Source organism: Candidatus Eremiobacteraceae bacterium, from assembly GCA_035710745.1.
GTDB lineage: Bacteria > Vulcanimicrobiota > Vulcanimicrobiia > Eremiobacterales > Eremiobacteraceae > JANWLL01.
On the sequence record DASTCX010000016.1, the window covers coordinates 40,291 to 58,470 of the forward strand.

Here is an 18,180-nt window from a genome sequence, read left to right on the forward strand (position 1 = left end):
TTGAACTACGATCCGATGCGTCGGGCGCGCCGCGGGTCGAGCCAGATCAGCAGGCTTACGCAAACGCCGCTCGGCTGCTTCAAGCTCGTTGCGACGTTCATCCTCGGACTGGCGATCCTCCTGACGATCATCCTCCTCGTATTCGGCCACGTCTCGCATGCCTGATCCGGATCGCACGCCGCGGATCGAGACCGAGCGTTTGATCTTGCGGGCGTTCGAGCCGAGCGACGCGCCGAGTGTCATGTTCTACGCCGATCCGGAAGTCATGCGCTACATCCCACGTGGTGCATGGAAGAGCGACGACGTCGAATCGGGCTTCTTGCGTATGGTTGAACACCGCCGGGCACAATGGCAAAGCGCCGGCTTCGGTATGTGGGCAGTCGTGCTCAAACAGACGGGCGCCGTCATCGGCCATTGCGGATTACAACGCCTCGAGACGGGCGACGAGATCGAAGTGTTCTACTTGCTCGATAAGCCGTACTGGAATCAGGGCTTCGCGACCGAAGCGGCTCGAGCGACCGTGCGTTTCGCTGAGCAGCGCGATCTGAAGAACATCGTCGCGGTCGCGATGCCGGATAACGGCGCGTCGCAGCGGGTGATGGCGAAGGCGGGGATGACCCACATCGGGCGAGCGTCTCACTACGGATTCGAGCTCGTGAAATACGCGATGACTTCGACGCTTGCGACGAAGGCGGAGTCCACGCCGGGCGGCGGGAAACCGAGCGCATGAGCAAGACGCTGCTGATATCGTTGCGACCGGAGGTCATCGAGCGCTGGAAAACCGAGCAGCCGGATTCGGTCGCTATCCCGCATGTCGAAGCGCTCGCGCGGACCTTCGCTGATGCGCACGCGAACGGCTACGTCTTCAAGTCGATCTATGCCGATTTCCGCGACGCCGACCGCTCGCTCATCAGGTCGTTCTTCCAGACCGCGGGCTTCAACCGCGAACAGGTCGCCGGTACGATCCTGCGGATGGATGTCGAACCCGGCACGTTCGCCGAACAGCAGAAGCGCTTTTTCAGCGGTCTCGGCATGACGTGTGAGATCCTCGAAGCGGATTGACTCGCGAAGATCCGATTCCGTCCATGCAAGACCGCGGCGGTCGAGATAAATCTCGACCGCTCCCTGCTACGTCTAGAGAGCTTTCAGCGTCGACGTAGCGCGGGCGAGCAACGACTCGCGGGTGGTGCCGTCTTTGGGAAAGGCTGCAAAGCCGACGCCCCAAGCGGCGAAGCCGCGTGCGCGCGCCTTCCCCTTTGCGGCGGGCCGCAACCGCGACTGTTCGATGCCAGACGCGATTCTCGCGGCCCCCATTTGTGCTCCATCCGTGTCGGCGTCGGCGAGGACGACGACGAAATCATCGCCGCGCCCTGAGATGACGTCGGACGATCGAACAGAGCCGCGGATGACCTTCGCCGCTTCTCCTATCCGCAGCTCGCCGCTGCCCGCCGGCTCGCCCGGACGCGCAGCCGAAAGCCCGGGCAAGTGCACGAGACACATGCCGAACACCGTCTCGCTCGTCTTCGCCCACGTGATCTCGTCGTCGAGGACGGCGAGCAAGTCGAGGCGCGGCGTCGCGCCTAGACCGGCGGTTGCGACGACATCGCGGCTCAGGTCGGCGACGCGCTTGAGACGCCGTGTCGCCTGAAGGCGGTCGTCGAGCGATTCGACCGCTACTCGCGGCATCGCGACCGTCTCCGGTTCCTCGCTTGGAGGTCTGCTTTCGATCGACCGCGTTTTCGAAAACCAATCAAGGGCGAATGCCCCCGAGTCGAACGCGCGGCGTGGAAGCATCGTCACGCCTCGAGGCGCATCGAATGTAGCGCGGGCCGAATCGTCCGCGACGATCGCGAGACGGCGGTCGCCGAGAAGTGAGACCGCGGCATCGAAGATCGAACGCTCGTCCGAAGAGACCGGGACGACGCAGGCATCGAATCCGTATGCGCCGGCGGCAGCCGCACGGAGGGCCGCATAGCGCGTCGAATGCTCCACGCGGTGACCGGCTGCAGCGAATGCCCGTGCCGCCGTGCGGCACGAATCGCAGAGATTCCGGCCGTCGCATGTGCTGCAGGTGATGTTGACGGTCAAGAGCGCAACCTGATGACGGGACGTTTGCGGGCGATTATACAATCGATATCGGAGATAATCGCGCTTTCGATGCCGCCGTGCGGGCTCCATGCCCCCGGTCCGAGGGGAACTGAACGCTTGCCGGGTCGCATGGCCGTCGCCGTACTCGCCTCGCTCCTCACGTTCGCAGCGCTACCCGCGGTCGCATCTGCGAAAGCTCCCGCACCTGCAGTCCCGAGCGCGTCGCCGCCCGCACGCGACTTCGCGGCGGACATCGCGACTGCGAAGCAGCTCCAACGACAAGGACGGGCGCGAGACGCGCTCGCGATGCTCGCGGCCGACCACAAGCTCGATCCGGCGAATCGCGACGTCACCGTCGCGTACGCGCAGATCTCTTCGTACGCCGGCGATCAAGGGCTCGCGATCGCGCTCCTCGACCAGCTGCTCCAGGCCTCGCCGGACGACGCGGACGCGCGCATCGTACTCGCTCAGGCGTACGCGTTCAACCACGATTACGCGTCAGCGGAAAGCCAATATCAGGTGGTCCTCAAGGCCGCGCCGGCCGACTCCGACGCGCAGGTCGGCCTAGGAGAGACGTACACTTTTGAGGGTCGATACGACGAAGCGAAAGCGATCTTCGCGACCGTCCTCTCGCACGATCCGAAGAATACGGATGCGCTCGTCGGCCGCGCGGACGCAGAATCGTTTTCCGGCGACTACCACGCGGCGCGCGCGGACTACGAAGCGGTGATCGCCGCGCAGCCCGACGACACCGATGCGCTCGTCGGTCTTGCCACCGTCGATTACTGGTTGAACGACTTGCCGCAAGCCGTCGCGCTCGACAACCGCGCGCTCGCGCTGGACCCAGGCGACTCGGACGCCGTCGATCTCCATCGCCAGCTGTCGATCCTCACCTCGCCCCAGCTCGTCTCGACGCTGACGACATCGCACTCGTCGGACGGATCGACGTTCGATTTCCGTCTCGCCGAGCGATTCTTCACGACGCCGACGACGGCGTTCGGGATCATCGAAGAGCTTTATCGGATCAGCGACTCGCAGTCGTTCGTCCAGACAAAGCGGTTCGGGATCGAGGCGACCGTGCAGCCGACGAGCCGCCTCGGCGCCACGCTGTCGCTGCTCGGGTCGCAGTACGGCGGCGTTCCGTCGGTGACGGACAGCGTCTTCAGCCTCTTCGGCAGCAATGACGGCGTGTCGTACGGGGCCGGATACTCGGTGGGAGGCGTCGACGGGAGCGTCGCCGCCGATGGCGGCCAAACGAACGTCAACGGTTTTTGGTCGCCGCTGGTGCGGATATCGACGGTTTTCGGCAACGTCGGGTACACGCATCGCGCGAATACGCTGAACGTCACCGCGCAGAGCGGCAGCTACAACGACGGCAACCGCTACCACGAGTTGACGTTCGACGTATCGCGCTCGCTGCACATCGGCAGTACGACGACCATGACCCCTGATCTCGCTCTGCGCAACGCGAGTTTCAGCGAGACATACACGAATCCGCCGCAAGGCGCCGCGCCGGGCTACTATAACTACTACAGCCAGCGCGATATCACGCTCTCGGTCACGGCAAATCGACAGTTGAGCGATCGATTCGCCATCGGTGCCGTCGGCACGCTCGGGGAACGGCATACGATAGTGCCGGTGTATTTCAACGGGCCGAAATTTCCGCCGGTTTTCCTGACCCCCGGTACGTTGCCGTTCGAGCGCTTCGAGCCGTTCTTCGACTACGAGGGCGACCGCTTCTCGGTCGCCGGCGCATACTATGACGATCACTACACAGGCGGCCCGTGGGTCCTGCCGTACGACGCGAGCACCATCGACCTGACGTTTTCGATAAGGATGCCGTGAGAAAAAGACTGACGATCATCGCCGGACTTTGTTTCGTGCTGCTCGCTGCGGGCGAGAGCAGGTCGCGCGTCGCGCTGGGCGCGAGCGCAAGCGCCACTCCGCCGCTCGCGCTCGCCGTGTTCGCACCGGATCCGCAAGAGTACGCTTTCGGCGCTCGCCACTTAGCATCGGGGATGGGGATCCCGTATCTGTTCACCCACGATATAGCGGCCGCGCTGCGCCAGCCGATGGTCGTGATGACGGGCGCCGTCGACGGCAACTTCATGACCGACGCGACGACCGCGAAGATCCGCGATTATATCGCGTCCGGTGGCATCGTCGTCGTGGACGACGGTGAGTCCGCGGGTATCGAGATCCTCGCCGGCATCGACGCGCTGACGCCGAGCGAGCATCGATATACGATGACGATAGATGCGGCGAGCGGCGATCCCGGCTTCGTCCGTCTGTCGCATCCCGAGGAGCGGACGATCAGCCTCGGCAACAAAAAAGAAGGCCAAGCGGTCCTGACCCAGGGTTACAAAGCGAAACCGGGCGGAAGTGAGCGCGTCCTCGCACGCTTCGACGACGGCACGGCGGCGATCGTCGAGCGCGCGATCGGTAAAGGGCGCATCTACGTCACGGGATTGGCATACTACGATTCGGTGCTGCGACCCCAAGACGATCAGGCGATCGAAGCCGGCCGCGTGTACGACAACGGTTTCGAACCGAGCGCGGACGTGCCGCAGATGATCGTGCGCGACTGGTACTTGCACTTCGTTCCTGGGGCGGTCGTCACGGACCCGACGCCGGACGGGTTGTCGGGCGCTCTCATCATCACCCACGACGTCGACTACATCAAATCGGTCTCGAACATGCTGCCGTACGCGAAGGCGGAGAAGTCGCACGGCTTCACGACGACGTATTTCGTCCAAGCGAAGACCGTGCACGATATCGAGGACTACGGTTTCTACGACGACGGTGCGAAGCGGATCGTCGCGACGGTCGCGAGCGAAGGCGGCGACATCGGCAGCCACACGGTCGCGCACGCTCCAGATTTTCGCACGTTTCCGGTCGGCACGGGCAAGGAGACACCGGAGAACTACAAACCCTTCGTCAAGGTGATCGCGCCCGATCACAGCCACGGATTGACGATCGGTGCGACCGTCACCGGCGAGGTGCACGTGAGCCAAGAGCGGCTCGACGCTGCGAGCCCGCTCGTCCATGTCGACGCGTTGCGGACCGGCTACCTGCTCATCAACCGCGAGCAGTGGACGGTGCTCGAACGCTACGGCTATCGGTTCGACTCATCGTACGCGGCAGGCGAGGTGATGACCGCGTATCCCTACGTCGCGATGGAAGAGCAAGGCGGCACGGTCGAATCGCGGATCGTCGAATTTCCGATCGTCCTCGCCGATGCCGACGGTTGGGTGCCGATGTTGCCGCACATGGCGGCCTTCGACGCAGTGCTCGACGATGAAGCCGATATCCACGGCGTCGTCACGACGCTTATCCACCCCGACGTCGTCGCGGACAAGCTTCCGACGGAACTCGCGCTCGTCGAGCACGCAAGACCGCGCATGTGGGTCGGCGACATGGATGCGTTCGGCGATTTCTGGGTCAAGCGATCGCAGACGGTCGTCACCGGATCGCCCGTCATCGACGGCCGCGAGCAGCTGACCGTGACGTCGCCGCACGGTGTCGACGGCTTGACGCTCGACTTCCCGGCAGGCCTTACACAGGCCGCCGCCACAGGAACGACCGCTCGCATCACGCGCAGCGGCACGTCCGTCGTGCTCGGCGACCTCTCGCCGGGACAAACGATCACCTTGAGCGTCACCTTCAAGTCGCGATGAACCTACGCTACGGCCCGAGACACGGATAGGGGAGCGGTCGACCTTCATGGTCGACCGCCGCGGCCCTGAAACAGAGTGAACACTAATACGGTAGAACTCACTACCACCATCCCGCCCAGCAACTCGATCGAGGTTCGAACATCATGCAGTTCAGTCAAGACGCCACCGTCGCGATCAACGATTACGTCGACCGCGTCCGTATGGCGCTGCCGCTGTCGCCGTCGGCGCGACTAGCGGTCGCCGACCGCCTTTACCAAGACATCTGCCGCGACGCGTCCGCAAGAGCGAGCGCCGCGAATCAATCGATCATCGGCGCCGATGTCGTGCGCGAGATCATCGCGACGCTCGGACCGAGCGATCAATGCGCGCAACGGCTGGCCGCGAGCGCGACATCCGGCACGTGGCAGTGGCCCGGTGACGCCGTCGCCGATGCGTTCCGCCGTCATCGCGTCCACGAGAAAGTCGATCGCTTCGCGCGCGAGGCGAGCCGCCACGGCGAGCGAGTCGCGCAGACATCGATCGACGTCGCCGCGCAAGCGCTCGATCTGGCCGCGCAGAAGTTGAAAGAAGTCGCGGAGAAGCTCAACTTCAAGGACTAAGGCCCCCGAAGGCAAGGTCACCGCTGAAGGCTAACCCCCGCGCATGCATCTGTTGACCATGCGGCGGTTGGCCTTTGCGCTCATCATCGTAGGCGCGATCGCGTCGCTGCTCGTCGCGCTCGATCGCTATCGCTTCGAGCAGGCGAGCCGATCGGTCGAGATCACCATCGACCAGCTCGACCTCGACGATTTCGCGAAAGCGTACGGCTACGACGAGGACGATCTGCTGCGGAAGATGCGCGCGGCTGGTCTCACGTCGGTCGCGGTCTACTCCGAAGAAGGCCAGCGCGTCAACTACGGGACCCACGCGTTCGTCCAGACCGGCCAGCAGGTGATCGACGGCGATCGCGTGACGGGCCTTGCCGACAAAGGGCTTCAAGAGCTCGTCGCGGCCCACAAGATCGATCCGAAGTACATCTATATCGTCGTCTACGACAAGGCGACGCTCGCGCGCTACATCGATGCGCTGCAGACCCAGCTCGAGCCGCGCGACATCAAAGTCGTCCGCGCGCAGCTCCCGGCCATCCTCGAGGTGAAGACGCAGATCGACTTCTTCAACGGCGTCGACCTCGGCATGCCGGCGGACGTCACGAAGCGCATCCGCGAGATGGGGCTGCTCGTCGATCCGCGCATGCAGAACAACGAACGTCTCGGACCCGATGGTATCGCGAAAGTCCTCGACGACGCCGTCGGTGGCGGACGCGTCGGCACCATCATCTTCTACGGCACCGGCAACGAAGTTCTCGGCTATCCATATCAGCTTGAAGCGACCGCGCAAGCGTTCCGCGATCATCCTGGCATCGACTTCGGCGACGTCGAAGCGTACACGGCCGATCAGATCCAAAAAGGCACGCAAACGCTCGGTAAGGACATACCCGGCCAGACCGTCCGCGTCATGGCGATCCCGAAGTTGCAACTCGACAAACTCGATGTCGACACGGTCATCGGCGAGTACTTGCTCGGCGTCCGCGAGCGCAACATCCGCGTCGTCTATTACCGGCCGTATCCGCATCCGGTGCAGAAGAAGCTGCCCGACGGAACGATGGAGACCGAGTCCGTCGAGCAGACGAACATCGATCTCATCTCGAAACTGGCGGATCAGCTCCGGGCGAACGGTTTTGACATCGGCCGAGCGAGCAGCTTCACCGACTTCAAGAGCTGGAAGCTCGACCTGTTGTACTTCCTCGCCGGGCTCGGCGTCGCCGGCGCGTTCCTTCTGCTGCTCGATCACTACGGCTGGTCGCGCAAGTGGATGCCGTGGGTGTTCGGAGGCGTCACGATCGCGGCGTTCGCGGCGGGCTACGCGACCGGACATGACGAGGCCGTCCGTAAGTTGTGGGCGCTCGGCGGAGCGCTGACCTTCGGCGTCCTCGCCGGCAGCGAACTCGCGATGCTCTTCAAATCGCAGCCGTCCGGGTCGTGGATCGCCGACGCGCGGACCGGACTCGTCTGCCTCGGCAGAAGCGCGGGCGTCGCTCTGCTCGGCGGCCTCTTCATCACCGGCCTGTTGTCGCAGGTCGCGTTCATGCTCGAGGTCGACCTGTTCTTCGGCGTCAAGGCGCTGCTGGTCGTGCCGCCGCTCATCGTGCTCGGGCTCTACGTGTTCACCGACAAGTTCGTGGCGCCGAGCAAGATCCGCGACGTCGCGGACGCGCCGGTACGCGCGTGGATGCTCGCCGCGTTCGTCGTGCTCGCGGCAGCGGCGGCGTTCCTCGTCATGCGCTCGGGAAACCAACCGGACGTCGGCGTGTCTGGCTTCGAGCTTAACGTGCGCGGTGCGCTGACGCAGCTGATGGGTGCGCGACCGCGCTTCAAAGAGTTCCTCATCGGCTATCCGTCGATATTCTTGCTCGCCGCACTGACGCCGGCGCACAAACGTTTCGCAGGCTGGCTGCTCGTGCTATGCGCGGCCGTCGGCCTCGCCGACGTGCTCGATACGTTCTCTCACATCCACACGTCCTTGAGCGTCGGACTCCTCCGCACGATCAACGGCGCCGTCCTCGGCGCGCTTATCGGCATCGTCGTCCAATGGATCTACCAGCGTTTCGTGCGTCCGCGCGCCGGCACGACGGCGTGAGCGAGGCGCCCGTCGCGGCGAAAGCGCGGATCCTCATCTCCGGCTACTACGGTTTCGGCAATTTCGGCGACGAGACGATACTGCGCATCATCGTCGACGAGATGCGCGCTCGCCGTCCGAGCGATTCGATCACCGTGCTGTCGGCGAACCCGGCGCAAACAGCGTCGACGTTCGGCGTCGCGGCGATGCCGCGGATGAACGCGGGTGCCGTGAGCGAGGCGATCCGCAGCTGCGATGTCGTCGTGAGCGGCGGCGGCGGCCTGCTCCAAAACGCGACGAGCCTGCGCAGCCTGCTCTATTACGCCGGCATCATCCGCGAGGCGAAGCGCGCCGGGCGCAAGTGCGCGATCTTTGCCCAGGGGATCGGTCCGCTCGACTTCTTCGGCAAGCAGGTCGTCAAAGGTACGTGCGGTGACGTCGGTCTCGCGATCGTCCGCGATGAGAAGAGTGCTGCGCTCTTGCAGCCGCTCGTGCCCCGCGTGCCCGTCGAGGTCGGCGCGGATCCGGTGTTCCTCGCTCCGGCGGACGCGCCGCCTGCTGCACGAGAGGCCCTCGCGAACGAGGGGATCACCGATGCGAGCGGCGAGATCGTCACCGTCGTCGTGCGGAAGACGAAGATGCTGCCGCGGATCGCGCTCGCCCTCGCGGCCGGCATCGATCGCATCGTCGAGCGGCAAGGAGCCCACGCCGTTTTCGTTCCGCTTCAGCGGCCTGACGATGTCGAGGCGTCGATCGACATCATCCGACGCTGCAAATCTGCGCCGACCCTGCTCGGCGGTCTGCACGATCTGCCGGCCATGACGGCGCTCCTCCGACGCAGCGCCGCGGTCATCTCGATGCGGCTCCATGCGCTCGTCCTCGCCGCGCGCCTCGGCGTGCCGATGCTCGCGATCCCGTACGATCCGAAGGTGAGCGCACTGCTCGACGAGCTGAAGTATCCGCTTCCGGCGTTCGAACGAGGTTCGAGCGGCCCGGCGCTTTTCGACCGATTGTGGGATGAGCGCGCATCGCTCGCGGCGTCGCTTGGCGCGGGCGTGCAGCCGCTCGCGCGACGTGCGTCGTACGCGTTCGACAGGCTTGCGGAGTTCGCCGGAGGCTCGACAGCCTAGGCGTTGAAACGAGCCGGTGTGATGTTCGTGCGCGGAACGCTTCGCCTCGGCCGCATCGCTGGGATAGAGATCGCGGTCCATCCTAGCTGGTTGCTCATCTACGCGCTGTTCGCATGGTCGGCGATCACTGTCGCGCCTTCCCTCGACCCGCATCTATCGAAGACCGGTGTCATCGTGCTCGGCCTTGTCTACGCGCTCGCGCTGTTCTTCAGCGTCGTCCTGCACGAATTGTCGCACGCGATCGTCGCACGGCGTCTGGATATCCCCGTCGGCAACATCACCCTCTTCCTTTTCGGCGGCGTCGCGAGTATCTTGCGGGAGCCCGGAACCCCTGACGCCGAGGTGAAGATGGCTGCCGCTGGGCCGGGCGCAAGCGTCGTGATCTCGATCGTCTGCTCGGGCATCGGCGCCGCTCTACCCTACGGGTGGTGGAAGGATCTTTTCCTCGCGCTTGCGTGGTCTAATGCGGCGCTCGCAGTCTTCAATCTCTTGCCGGCGTTCCCGAGCGACGGCGGTCGGATCTTGCGAGCGATCATCTGGCACTTTCGTCACAGCCAGGCGCGAGCGACGCAAATCGCCGGCGTTGTGAGTCTCGTCGTCGCGGCACTTCTGATAGCCGGCGGCATCTTTTTCACGATCGACGGTGAAAAGGTGTTCGAGACTGGCCCGACGATCATCGTGAGAGGCTGGTGGTGGATCCTCATCGGCTTGTTCTTGGGCCAGGCGGCGCTCGCGAGCATGCGCGGCGCGCGCGTGAGCCTCATCCTCGAGTCGATGCCGGTCAGCGAGTGCATGGCTCGCACGCTCATACCGGTGCCGACGACGACGACGATCGCGGGATTCATCGCGCAGATGGCGGTCGCCGGGCGCTCGGCCGGGTATCCGGTCGTCGATGACGGCGCTTTCGTCGGGCTCGTGACGCTTCAGGACACCGCCGCGGTGCCGCACGTGCTTTGGCCGCAGACGCCGATCACCGCCGTGATGACGCCGTCGTCGCGAACGCCGGCGATATCTGCGCAGATGCCCGCGTTCGAAGCGCTCGAGACGCTCGACTCGCGCCATCTCGGTGAGCTGCCGGTCTTCGAGAACGGCACGCTGACCGGCGTCGTCTCGAAAGAGACGATCTTCGCCGCGCTTCATGCGCGAGGCAAAGCGCTGTCGTGAGTTTCCCGACGCTCGCCGAACATCCGGATAGCGCGAAGCGCGAGGTCGACGTGCTCGCGTTCTGGCGCGAGCACCGCATCTTCGAACGCTCGCTCGAGCAGACGAAAGACGGCCCGCGCTATTCATTCTTCGAAGGGCCGCCGACCGCGAACGGCCGGCCCGGCGTCCACCACGTCCTCGCACGCGCGTTCAAAGATCTGTATCCGCGCTTTTGGACGATGCGCGGCCGTTACGTCCGCCGCAAAGCCGGTTGGGATACGCACGGGCTGCCCGTCGAGCACCTCGTGCAAAAAGCGCTCGGTATCTTCGACAAGAGCCGCATCGAGGCGGAAGTCGGCGTCGCCGAGTTCACGCGCCGTTGCCGCGAAAGCGTCTACGAATACGTCGGCGACTGGAACCGCATGACCGAGCGGATGGGGTATTGGGTCGATCTCGATGATGCCTACTTCACGCTGACGACCGGCTACATCGAAAGCGTCTGGTGGCTGCTCAAGCAGCTATGGGATCGCGATCTCATCTATCAAGACTACAAGTCGGTGCCGTACGATCCGCGCATCGGTGCGACGCTTTCGGATCACGAGGTGGCGCAGGGCTATCGCGAGGTCGACGATCCGTCGGTATTCGTCCGCTTCCGGCTCGCGAACGATCCGACGACGTCGTTCTTGGCGTGGACGACGACGCCGTGGACGTTGCCGGCGAACATGGCGCTCTCGGTCCATCCCGACGTCACGTACGTCACGGTCGAACGCGAAGGCGAGCGGCTCATCGTCGCCGAGCCGCTGGTCGCCAAGGTGTTCCGCGACGAGCCCGTGCGTGAGGTCGCGCGCAAGCGGGGCGCCGACTATGCCGGCGTCCGCTACGAGCCGCTCTACGAGTATTGCACGAGCGATCAGGACCGCTGGTATGTCATCCCGGCGGAGTTCGTGACGACAGACGACGGGACCGGCGTCGTGCACATCGCACCGGCATACGGACCGGAGGATCTCGCGATCGGCAAGGCGCGCGATCTGCCGATCTACTATGCCGTCGACTTGACCGGCTACGTCGTGCCGGAAGTGAAAGTCGCAGCGGGTCTTTTCTTCAAGGACGCGGACAAGCCGATCACCGCCGACCTCAAGGCGCGCGGGCTCATGTTCCGCGCTGAGACGTTCCGTCATACGTACCCGTTCGGGTGGCGCACGGGTGATCCGCTGCTCTACATCGCGAAGACGGCGTGGTTCATCCGCACGACCCGTTTCAAGCAGCAGCTGCTCGAGAACAACGACAAGATCAACTGGGTGCCGGAGACGATCAAGTACGGCCGCTTCGGCAACTGGCTCGAGAACAACATCGACTGGGCCCTGTCGCGCGAGCGTTTCTGGGGCACACCGTTGCCGCTATGGACCGACGGCGAATCGTACGTCTGCGTCGGCTCGGTCGATGAGCTGTCGCGGCTGTGCGGCCGCGATGTCCGCGGCGTCGACCTGCATCGGCCGGCGATCGACGAGATCACCTTCGTCCGCGACGGCCGCGAGTTCAAGCGCGTGCCCGAAGTGATCGACGCGTGGTTCGACTCGGGCTCGATGCCGTACGCGCAGTGGCACTATCCGTTCGAACACTCCGATCTTTTCGAAGAATCGTTTCCCGCCGACTTCATCTGCGAGGCGGTCGACCAGACGCGCGGGTGGTTTTATAGCCTCCATGCGATCGCGACGATGATCTCGCAGTCGCCGGCGTATCGCAACGTCATCTGCCTCGGCCACGTCGTCGACGCTAAGGGCGAGAAGATGAGCAAGAGCAAGGGCAATATCCTCGACCCGTACCTCATCTTCGACGAGCTCGGCGCCGACCCGCTGCGCTGGTATTTCTACACCGGAAGCCCGCCGGGCTCGGGGAAGCGCATATCACTCGAGCTCGTCAACGAGGGTTCGCACGCACTGTTCCGCACGCTGTGGAACACGGCGAAGTTCTTCACGATGTATGCGAACGCGGACGGCATCGGCGTGCCTTCCGAAGTGCCCTTCGACGAACGGAGCGAACTCGACCGGTGGGCGATGGGCCGTCTGAACGAGCTGATCGACGGCGTCACCGCGGATCTCGAGCGCTACGACGCTCAGTCTGCCGGTCGCGCGATCGAGCAGTTCGTCGACGAGCTGTCGAATTGGTACGTCCGTCTGTCGCGCGACCGGTTCTGGAAAACCGCATCGGACGACGACAAAGCATCTGCGAACCGGACGCTCTATCAGTGTCTCACCGGCGTGACGCTGCTGCTCGCGCCATTCGTGCCGTTCTTGGCAGAGTCGCTCTATCAGAGTCTCGTCCGATCGGTCGATCCGAGCGCGCCTGAGAGCGTGCATCTCGCATCCTGGCCGGCCGCGCATCGCGCACACGTCGATCGCGAGCTGCTGGACGAGATGCGGACCGTGCGGACTGCCGTCGACCTCGGGCGCCAGGCGCGCGCGGTCGCGAAGATCAAGACGCGCCAGCCGCTTGCGGCGGCGTTCGTGCGCACGCGGACGAAGATCGACGAAGAAGCGCTGAAGCGCTTCCGCCACCTCTTGCTCGACGAGCTGAACGTCAAGGACGTGCGGGTCGTCGGCATCGACGCGACCTTCATCGAGTACGCGCTTCGGCCAAATCTGCCGCGGCTCGGGCCGCGTTACGGCAAGAAGATCGGTTCGTTGCGGACCGCGCTCGCGAACGCCGACGCGCGTGCTGTCGCTGAAGCGGTCGCCGCCGGCAAGAACTTCGAGGTGTCGAACAACGGCGAGGTCTTCGCCCTTGAGCCCGATGACGTGCTCGTCGACAGCAAGTCCGCGCAGGGGTTCGCGTTCGCGGAGACCGACGGCATGCTCGTCGCCCTCGACACGCGCCTCGATCGCGCGTTGATCCTCGAGGGCATCGCGCGCGAGATCGTCCGGACCGTCCAAGACGCGCGCAAGGCAGCGGGACTCGACATCAGCGACCGCATCAAGCTGCGCGTGGAGACTAAAAAATTCGACATATCGGACTCGCTCACCGAGTGGCGCGACTACGTCGCCGAGCAGACGCTCGCGACGGAGATCAACGGTTCCACCTTCGAACCGTCGTACTCTACGAGCGCCGACGACTGGTCGATCTCACTCGCAAAGTCATAACATACGAACGCGACGTAGCGGTCGAGCTTTAGCTCGACCGGAGGAGACCTTTAAATTGAGAAGCCGCGGCGGTCGACCATGAAGGTCGACCGCTCCCTATCACGCGATCACGCGCGGGCGGTGTACGACTTGGGTTTGGGTGGCTGGACCGGCGGAGCCGATTCGGCAGTCGGACCGGCGCGTTGACAGCGGATCCACATGACGACGCCGAGGATGAACATCGCGATCGTCAGCCATTGCGCCGCGGTCAGACCGAACCACACGATGCCCGGTTCCCGGTAGAACTCGACGATCGTGCGCACCAGACCGTAGCCGGCGATAAACGCCCACCAGATGACGCCGTCGCCTCGCCCTTTCCATCGATGGAGCAGCCAGAGCAGCGGCAGCACGATGACGAGCATCCCGGCGGCTTCGAACAAGACCGAGGGATAGCGGTAACCGACCGCGCTCGGGAACTGCATGCCGATCGGCGAGTCGGTGAGGCGCCCGGGAAGCTCGCCGTTGATGAAGTTCGCGATACGCGTCAGCACGATGGCGAGCGGTATCCATAACGACGTCTCATCCGCAAGACGGTTGAACGAGATCTTGTTCCGCCGCAGGAAGAACCACGATCCGGCGACGGCGCCCATGAGCCCGCCGTGGAACGCCATACCGCCTTCCCAGATCGCGATGAGCTCGAGCGGATGCTGGAAATAATATGAAGCCGGATGGCCGCCGGGCGTCAGCATGTCGGCGATGAGATAGAGCACGCGGCCGCCGACAATGACGCCGATCATCGCGTAGACGACGAATTCCTGCGCCTGATCGACGGTCATGCCTGTGCGAGCGCGGCTGCGCGCGCTCTGCAACTGGAGGTACACCATCAAGGCGCCGAAAAGGTAGGTGAGGCCGTACCAGCGGATCGAGATCGGTCCGAGGTGGATCGCCACCGGATCGAAGTTCGGATACGTGAACCAGTGCGATCCGGCTGCGACTGCGGCTACGAGCACCAAAGTCTCCTACACGGTCCTAGGCGACAAGAGAGCAGGCGCCCCGATAACCATGGCTCAAGCGGTGACTACACCCACGGGCAAGCGAGAAGCGATGCTCCACGCGCTCGCCTTCATCGGTGGTTTCACGTTCGTCTTCGTGATCGCCGGGGCGACGGCGAGCGCCATCGGCACCATTTTCAACGACTATCGGACGATCATCACGACGGTGCTCGGGGTCGTCGTCATCCTTCTCGGCATCAATATGCTGGGCCTGTTCCGCCTTCCGTTCTTGCAGATGGACAAGCGGCTGCGCATCAGACGCCCCGGCGTTTCGTATGCGGGCAGCGTGCTCGTCGGCATCGGTTTCGCCGCGGGCTGGTCGCCGTGCATCGGTCCGATCCTCGCAGCGGTGCTTGCGATGGCGAGCGACGCGAAGACGGTCTACGCGGCGATGGGTCTGCTGCTCATCTATTCCGCAGGTCTTGCGATTCCGTTCTTCCTCACCGCATTCGCGCTCGATCGAGCGCTGCCGATCTTCAAGCGCATGCGCCGCTTCCTGCCGGCGATCGAGTTCGTCGCGGGGTTGTTCGTCATCGCGATGGGGCTCGTGCTCGTCACCAACGAGTGGCTCAGGTTCACCGGCTGGATCTACGCGACGTTCCCGGCGCTCGCGAACGTCGGTACCGGACCGGAGGCGACAGGCGCCATCTCGATCGGGGCGGTCTTCATCGCCGGCCTCGTGTCGTTCATCTCGCCGTGCGTCCTGCCGCTCGTTCCGGTGTACATCTCGTACATCACCGGCCAGACCATCGAGCAATTGGCGGCGGCGTGAAGCGCATCTTCGCGCTCGTCTCGATTGTCGTCATCGTCCTCGATCAGTACACCAAGTATTTGGTCAAGACGTCGTTCATGCCCGACGAGAGCCGCATCATCATCCCGCACGCGCTCTGGTTCACCTACGTGCAGAACCAGCACGGCGCGTTCGGCTTGTTCGGTTCGCATCCGCTCGTGCTCGCCGCGCTCGCGTCGGTCGTCCTCATCTCGTTCTTCATCTGGTATCGCCAGGAGCGCGGCGGCTGGGGGACGCACGTCGCGTTCGCGCTCATCCTCGGCGGGGCCGTCGGGAATATCCTCGACCGGGTCCGGCTCGGTTACGTCGTCGACTTCGTCGACCTCCACTGGTTCCCGGTCTTCAACGTCGCCGATTCGTGCATCACGATCGGCGTCTGTCTGCTTCTCCTTCGCATGCTCATCCAAGAGCGGTCGGCGAGCTCCGAAAGCGAACCCAAGGCGGCGGAATGAGCCGTCCGGTCTCGTTCGACGTACGTCCGGCTGAGGCCGGCGAGCGTCTCGATGTCGTGCTCGCCAAACACGTCGATCGTTCGCGCACCGCATGCGCAGCGATGATAAAGCGCGGTCTCGTGCGCGTCGACGGTCGCGTCGCGAAAGCGGCTCGATCCGTCGCGGCCGGCGAGCACGTCGTCGCCGAACTCCCCGCGCCCGTGAAGCCGTCGGCGGCTCCCGAAGCGATCCCCATCGCGATCGTGTACGAAGACCGCGACCTCGTCGTCGTCGACAAACCGGCCGGTATGGCGACGCATCCCGCGCCTGGGAGCACGCGCGGCACGCTGGTGAACGCGCTGCTCGCGAAACTTGGACCGCTGCCGTCGATCAACGGCGTACTGCGTCCAGGCATCGTCCACCGTCTCGACAAGCAGACGTCGGGTCTGCTCGTCGTCGCGAAGACCGATCGCGCTATGCGCGGACTATCGGAAGCGATCGCGGCACGCGCCGTCAAGCGCGGCTACGATGCGATCGTGTGGGGCGTGCCGGCGAACCGTTCGGGGACCATAGACGCGCCCATCGCCCGCGATGCCGCGGTCCGCACGCGCTTCGCGGTTCGCCCGCAAGGTCGTCGAGCGGTGACGCACTATCGCGTGCGCGAGCGGCTCGGGGCAGGTGACGCGGCGACCGCGCTGCTCGAGCTGCGGCTCGAGACGGGACGAACGCACCAGATCCGCGTCCACTGTGCGGCGATCGGCCATCCGATCGTCGGCGATCAGACCTACGGCGCGGGCAGGCCGCGGCTCGGCGTGTCGCGCCAGATGCTCCACGCGGCTCGATTGGCATTCGATCACCCGGTGACCGGCAAAGCACTCGCGTTCGAATCGAAATGGCCCGAGGATTTCGCCGCGCTCGTCGACCGGCTGCGCCGAGGCGAGGTCGCTCCATGAGCGCGGTGTCATTCTCGCTCGAGGCTACGGACGGGCTTGCGCGCGCCGGCACGTTTCGCACGCGGCACGGCGACGTGGCGTCGCCGGCGTTCATGCCGGTGGGCACGCAGGCATCCGTCAAAGGACTATCGCCCGACGAACTCCGCGTGGCCGGCGCGACGATGATCCTCGCCAACGCCTACCACTGCTACCTTCGCCCAGGCGCGTCCATCATCGCGAAGGCGGGCGGCCTGCACGGATTCATGTCGTGGGATCGCCCGATACTAACGGACAGCGGAGGTTTTCAGATCTTCTCGCTGTCGCGTCTCTCGAAGGTCGACGACGAGGGCTATCACTTCGCTTCGCATCTCGACGGCTCGCGCCACACGTTCACGCCGGAGTCGGTCGTCGCGCTTCAAGAGGCGCTCGGCTCGGACGTCGCGATGGCGCTCGACGACCTTGCTCCTGGCGGCGTCGACGAGAGCGCGGCGGCAGATGCAGCCGAGCGTACGCTTCGCTGGGCCGAACGGACGCTCGCTGCGAAGACAGATGAAAGCCAAGCGACGTTTGCGATCGTGCAGGGGTCGACGTTCGAGAAGTTGCGTCGCGACAACGCTCGCGCGCTCGTCGCCCTCGACTTCCCCGGCTATGCGATCGGCGGGCTGTGGGTCGGCGAGCCGAAGGCGGACGGGTTGCGCGCCGCCGCGATCGTCTGCAAGGAGCTGCCGGCCGGAAAGCCGCGATATCTCATGGGCGTCGGAACTCCCGAAGATATGCTCGCGGCGATCGCCGTCGGCGTCGACCTGTTCGATTGCGTCTATCCGACGCGCTGCGCGCGTCACGCGCTCGCGCTCACCTCGAGCGGCCGGCTCAATCTTCGAAACGCCCGTCACGCCGACGATCTATCGCCGCTCGACGGGCACTGCGGCTGCGCCGCCTGCACGCAGTTCACCCGCGCGTACCTCGCGCACTTGTTTCGAGCCGGTGAGGCGCTCGGACCGCGCATGGTGAGCGTTCACAACATCGCCTTCATGACGCGCCTGGCAAGAGACGCGCGCCGCGCGGTCATAGAAAAGCGATTCGCGCGATGGCGCGCCGAACGCAAGCGCGACCTCACGCCGGAGGATAAGCGCGCTGCGTACTAAAAACGTATCGAACGTGTGAGC

16 protein-coding genes are annotated in these 18,180 nt (G+C 64.8%); 14 read left to right on the forward strand and 2 right to left on the reverse strand.

Annotated features, from left to right (window positions below; translation table 11 throughout):
- From VFO25_05920 to VFO25_05930, 3 genes are read left to right on the forward strand one after another with little or no spacing between them, the layout of a single operon-like run.
- Complete coding sequence (locus VFO25_05920; protein HET9342429.1) at window positions 1-165, forward strand: hypothetical protein; 165 nt, start codon at window positions 1-3, stop codon at window positions 163-165.
- Window positions 158-730, forward strand: coding sequence for a GNAT family N-acetyltransferase (locus tag VFO25_05925; protein HET9342430.1), 573 nt, complete (start codon window positions 158-160; stop codon window positions 728-730). Before VFO25_05920 ends, VFO25_05925 begins: the two co-directional genes overlap by 8 nt.
- Window positions 727-1,062: a hypothetical protein gene (locus tag VFO25_05930; protein ID HET9342431.1), complete on the forward strand. Its 336-nt coding sequence runs from the start codon at window positions 727-729 to the stop codon at window positions 1,060-1,062. The genes VFO25_05925 and VFO25_05930 overlap by 4 nt, the downstream gene beginning before the upstream one ends.
- 72 nt (window positions 1,063-1,134) lie before the next feature.
- Here VFO25_05930 and VFO25_05935 read toward each other — a convergent pair whose 3' ends face one another.
- Window positions 1,135-1,992 (reverse strand): diguanylate cyclase, encoded by an 858-nt coding sequence (locus VFO25_05935; GenBank protein HET9342432.1) that lies wholly within the window; start codon window positions 1,990-1,992, stop codon window positions 1,135-1,137.
- A 225-nt stretch (window positions 1,993-2,217) separates the two neighbouring features.
- Between VFO25_05935 and VFO25_05940 the strand changes: the two genes are divergently transcribed.
- The 7 genes from VFO25_05940 (at window position 2,218) to ileS (ending at window position 13,830) form a co-directional block, all read left to right on the forward strand.
- Window positions 2,218-3,933: a tetratricopeptide repeat protein gene (locus tag VFO25_05940; protein ID HET9342433.1), complete on the forward strand. Its 1,716-nt coding sequence runs from the start codon at window positions 2,218-2,220 to the stop codon at window positions 3,931-3,933.
- Window positions 3,930-5,765, forward strand: coding sequence for a hypothetical protein (locus tag VFO25_05945; GenBank protein ID HET9342434.1), 1,836 nt, complete (start codon window positions 3,930-3,932; stop codon window positions 5,763-5,765). Before VFO25_05940 ends, VFO25_05945 begins: the two co-directional genes overlap by 4 nt.
- Window positions 5,766-5,908: 143 nt before the next feature.
- Window positions 5,909-6,364, forward strand: a complete 456-nt coding sequence (locus tag VFO25_05950) for a hypothetical protein (GenBank protein ID HET9342435.1) — start codon at window positions 5,909-5,911, stop codon at window positions 6,362-6,364.
- Window positions 6,365-6,407: 43 nt separating this feature from the next.
- Entirely contained in the window at window positions 6,408-8,441 is a 2,034-nt protein-coding gene (locus tag VFO25_05955; GenBank protein HET9342436.1) for a DUF5693 family protein, read from the forward strand.
- The gene (gene csaB / locus VFO25_05960) at window positions 8,438-9,550 is read left to right on the forward strand and encodes a polysaccharide pyruvyl transferase CsaB (GenBank protein HET9342437.1); all 1,113 of its coding nucleotides are present in this window, start codon (window positions 8,438-8,440) and stop codon (window positions 9,548-9,550) included. The genes VFO25_05955 and csaB overlap by 4 nt, the downstream gene beginning before the upstream one ends.
- Window positions 9,551-9,571: 21 nt before the next feature.
- Window positions 9,572-10,714, forward strand: coding sequence for a site-2 protease family protein (locus tag VFO25_05965; GenBank protein ID HET9342438.1), 1,143 nt, complete (start codon window positions 9,572-9,574; stop codon window positions 10,712-10,714).
- On the forward strand, window positions 10,711-13,830 hold the full coding sequence (ileS, locus tag VFO25_05970; protein HET9342439.1) for an isoleucine--tRNA ligase: 3,120 nt from the start codon (window positions 10,711-10,713) through the stop codon (window positions 13,828-13,830). The genes VFO25_05965 and ileS overlap by 4 nt, the downstream gene beginning before the upstream one ends.
- A 107-nt stretch (window positions 13,831-13,937) precedes the next feature.
- On the opposite strand, the gene lgt is transcribed toward ileS, so the two are convergent.
- Entirely contained in the window at window positions 13,938-14,819 is an 882-nt protein-coding gene (lgt, locus tag VFO25_05975) for a prolipoprotein diacylglyceryl transferase (GenBank protein HET9342440.1), read from the reverse strand.
- Between the two features lie 52 nt (window positions 14,820-14,871).
- Between lgt and VFO25_05980 the strand changes: the two genes are divergently transcribed.
- The 4 genes from VFO25_05980 to tgt are packed head-to-tail and all read left to right on the forward strand — an operon-like array spanning window position 14,872 to window position 18,159.
- Entirely contained in the window at window positions 14,872-15,633 is a 762-nt protein-coding gene (locus VFO25_05980; protein HET9342441.1) for a cytochrome c biogenesis protein CcdA, read from the forward strand.
- Window positions 15,630-16,103, forward strand: coding sequence for a signal peptidase II (gene lspA / locus VFO25_05985; GenBank protein ID HET9342442.1), 474 nt, complete (start codon window positions 15,630-15,632; stop codon window positions 16,101-16,103). Before VFO25_05980 ends, lspA begins: the two co-directional genes overlap by 4 nt.
- The gene (locus tag VFO25_05990; GenBank protein ID HET9342443.1) at window positions 16,100-17,035 is read left to right on the forward strand and encodes an RluA family pseudouridine synthase; all 936 of its coding nucleotides are present in this window, start codon (window positions 16,100-16,102) and stop codon (window positions 17,033-17,035) included. The genes lspA and VFO25_05990 overlap by 4 nt, the downstream gene beginning before the upstream one ends.
- Complete coding sequence (tgt, locus tag VFO25_05995) at window positions 17,032-18,159, forward strand: tRNA guanosine(34) transglycosylase Tgt (GenBank protein ID HET9342444.1); 1,128 nt, start codon at window positions 17,032-17,034, stop codon at window positions 18,157-18,159. Before VFO25_05990 ends, tgt begins: the two co-directional genes overlap by 4 nt.
- The last annotated feature ends 21 nt before the right edge of the window (window positions 18,160-18,180 follow it).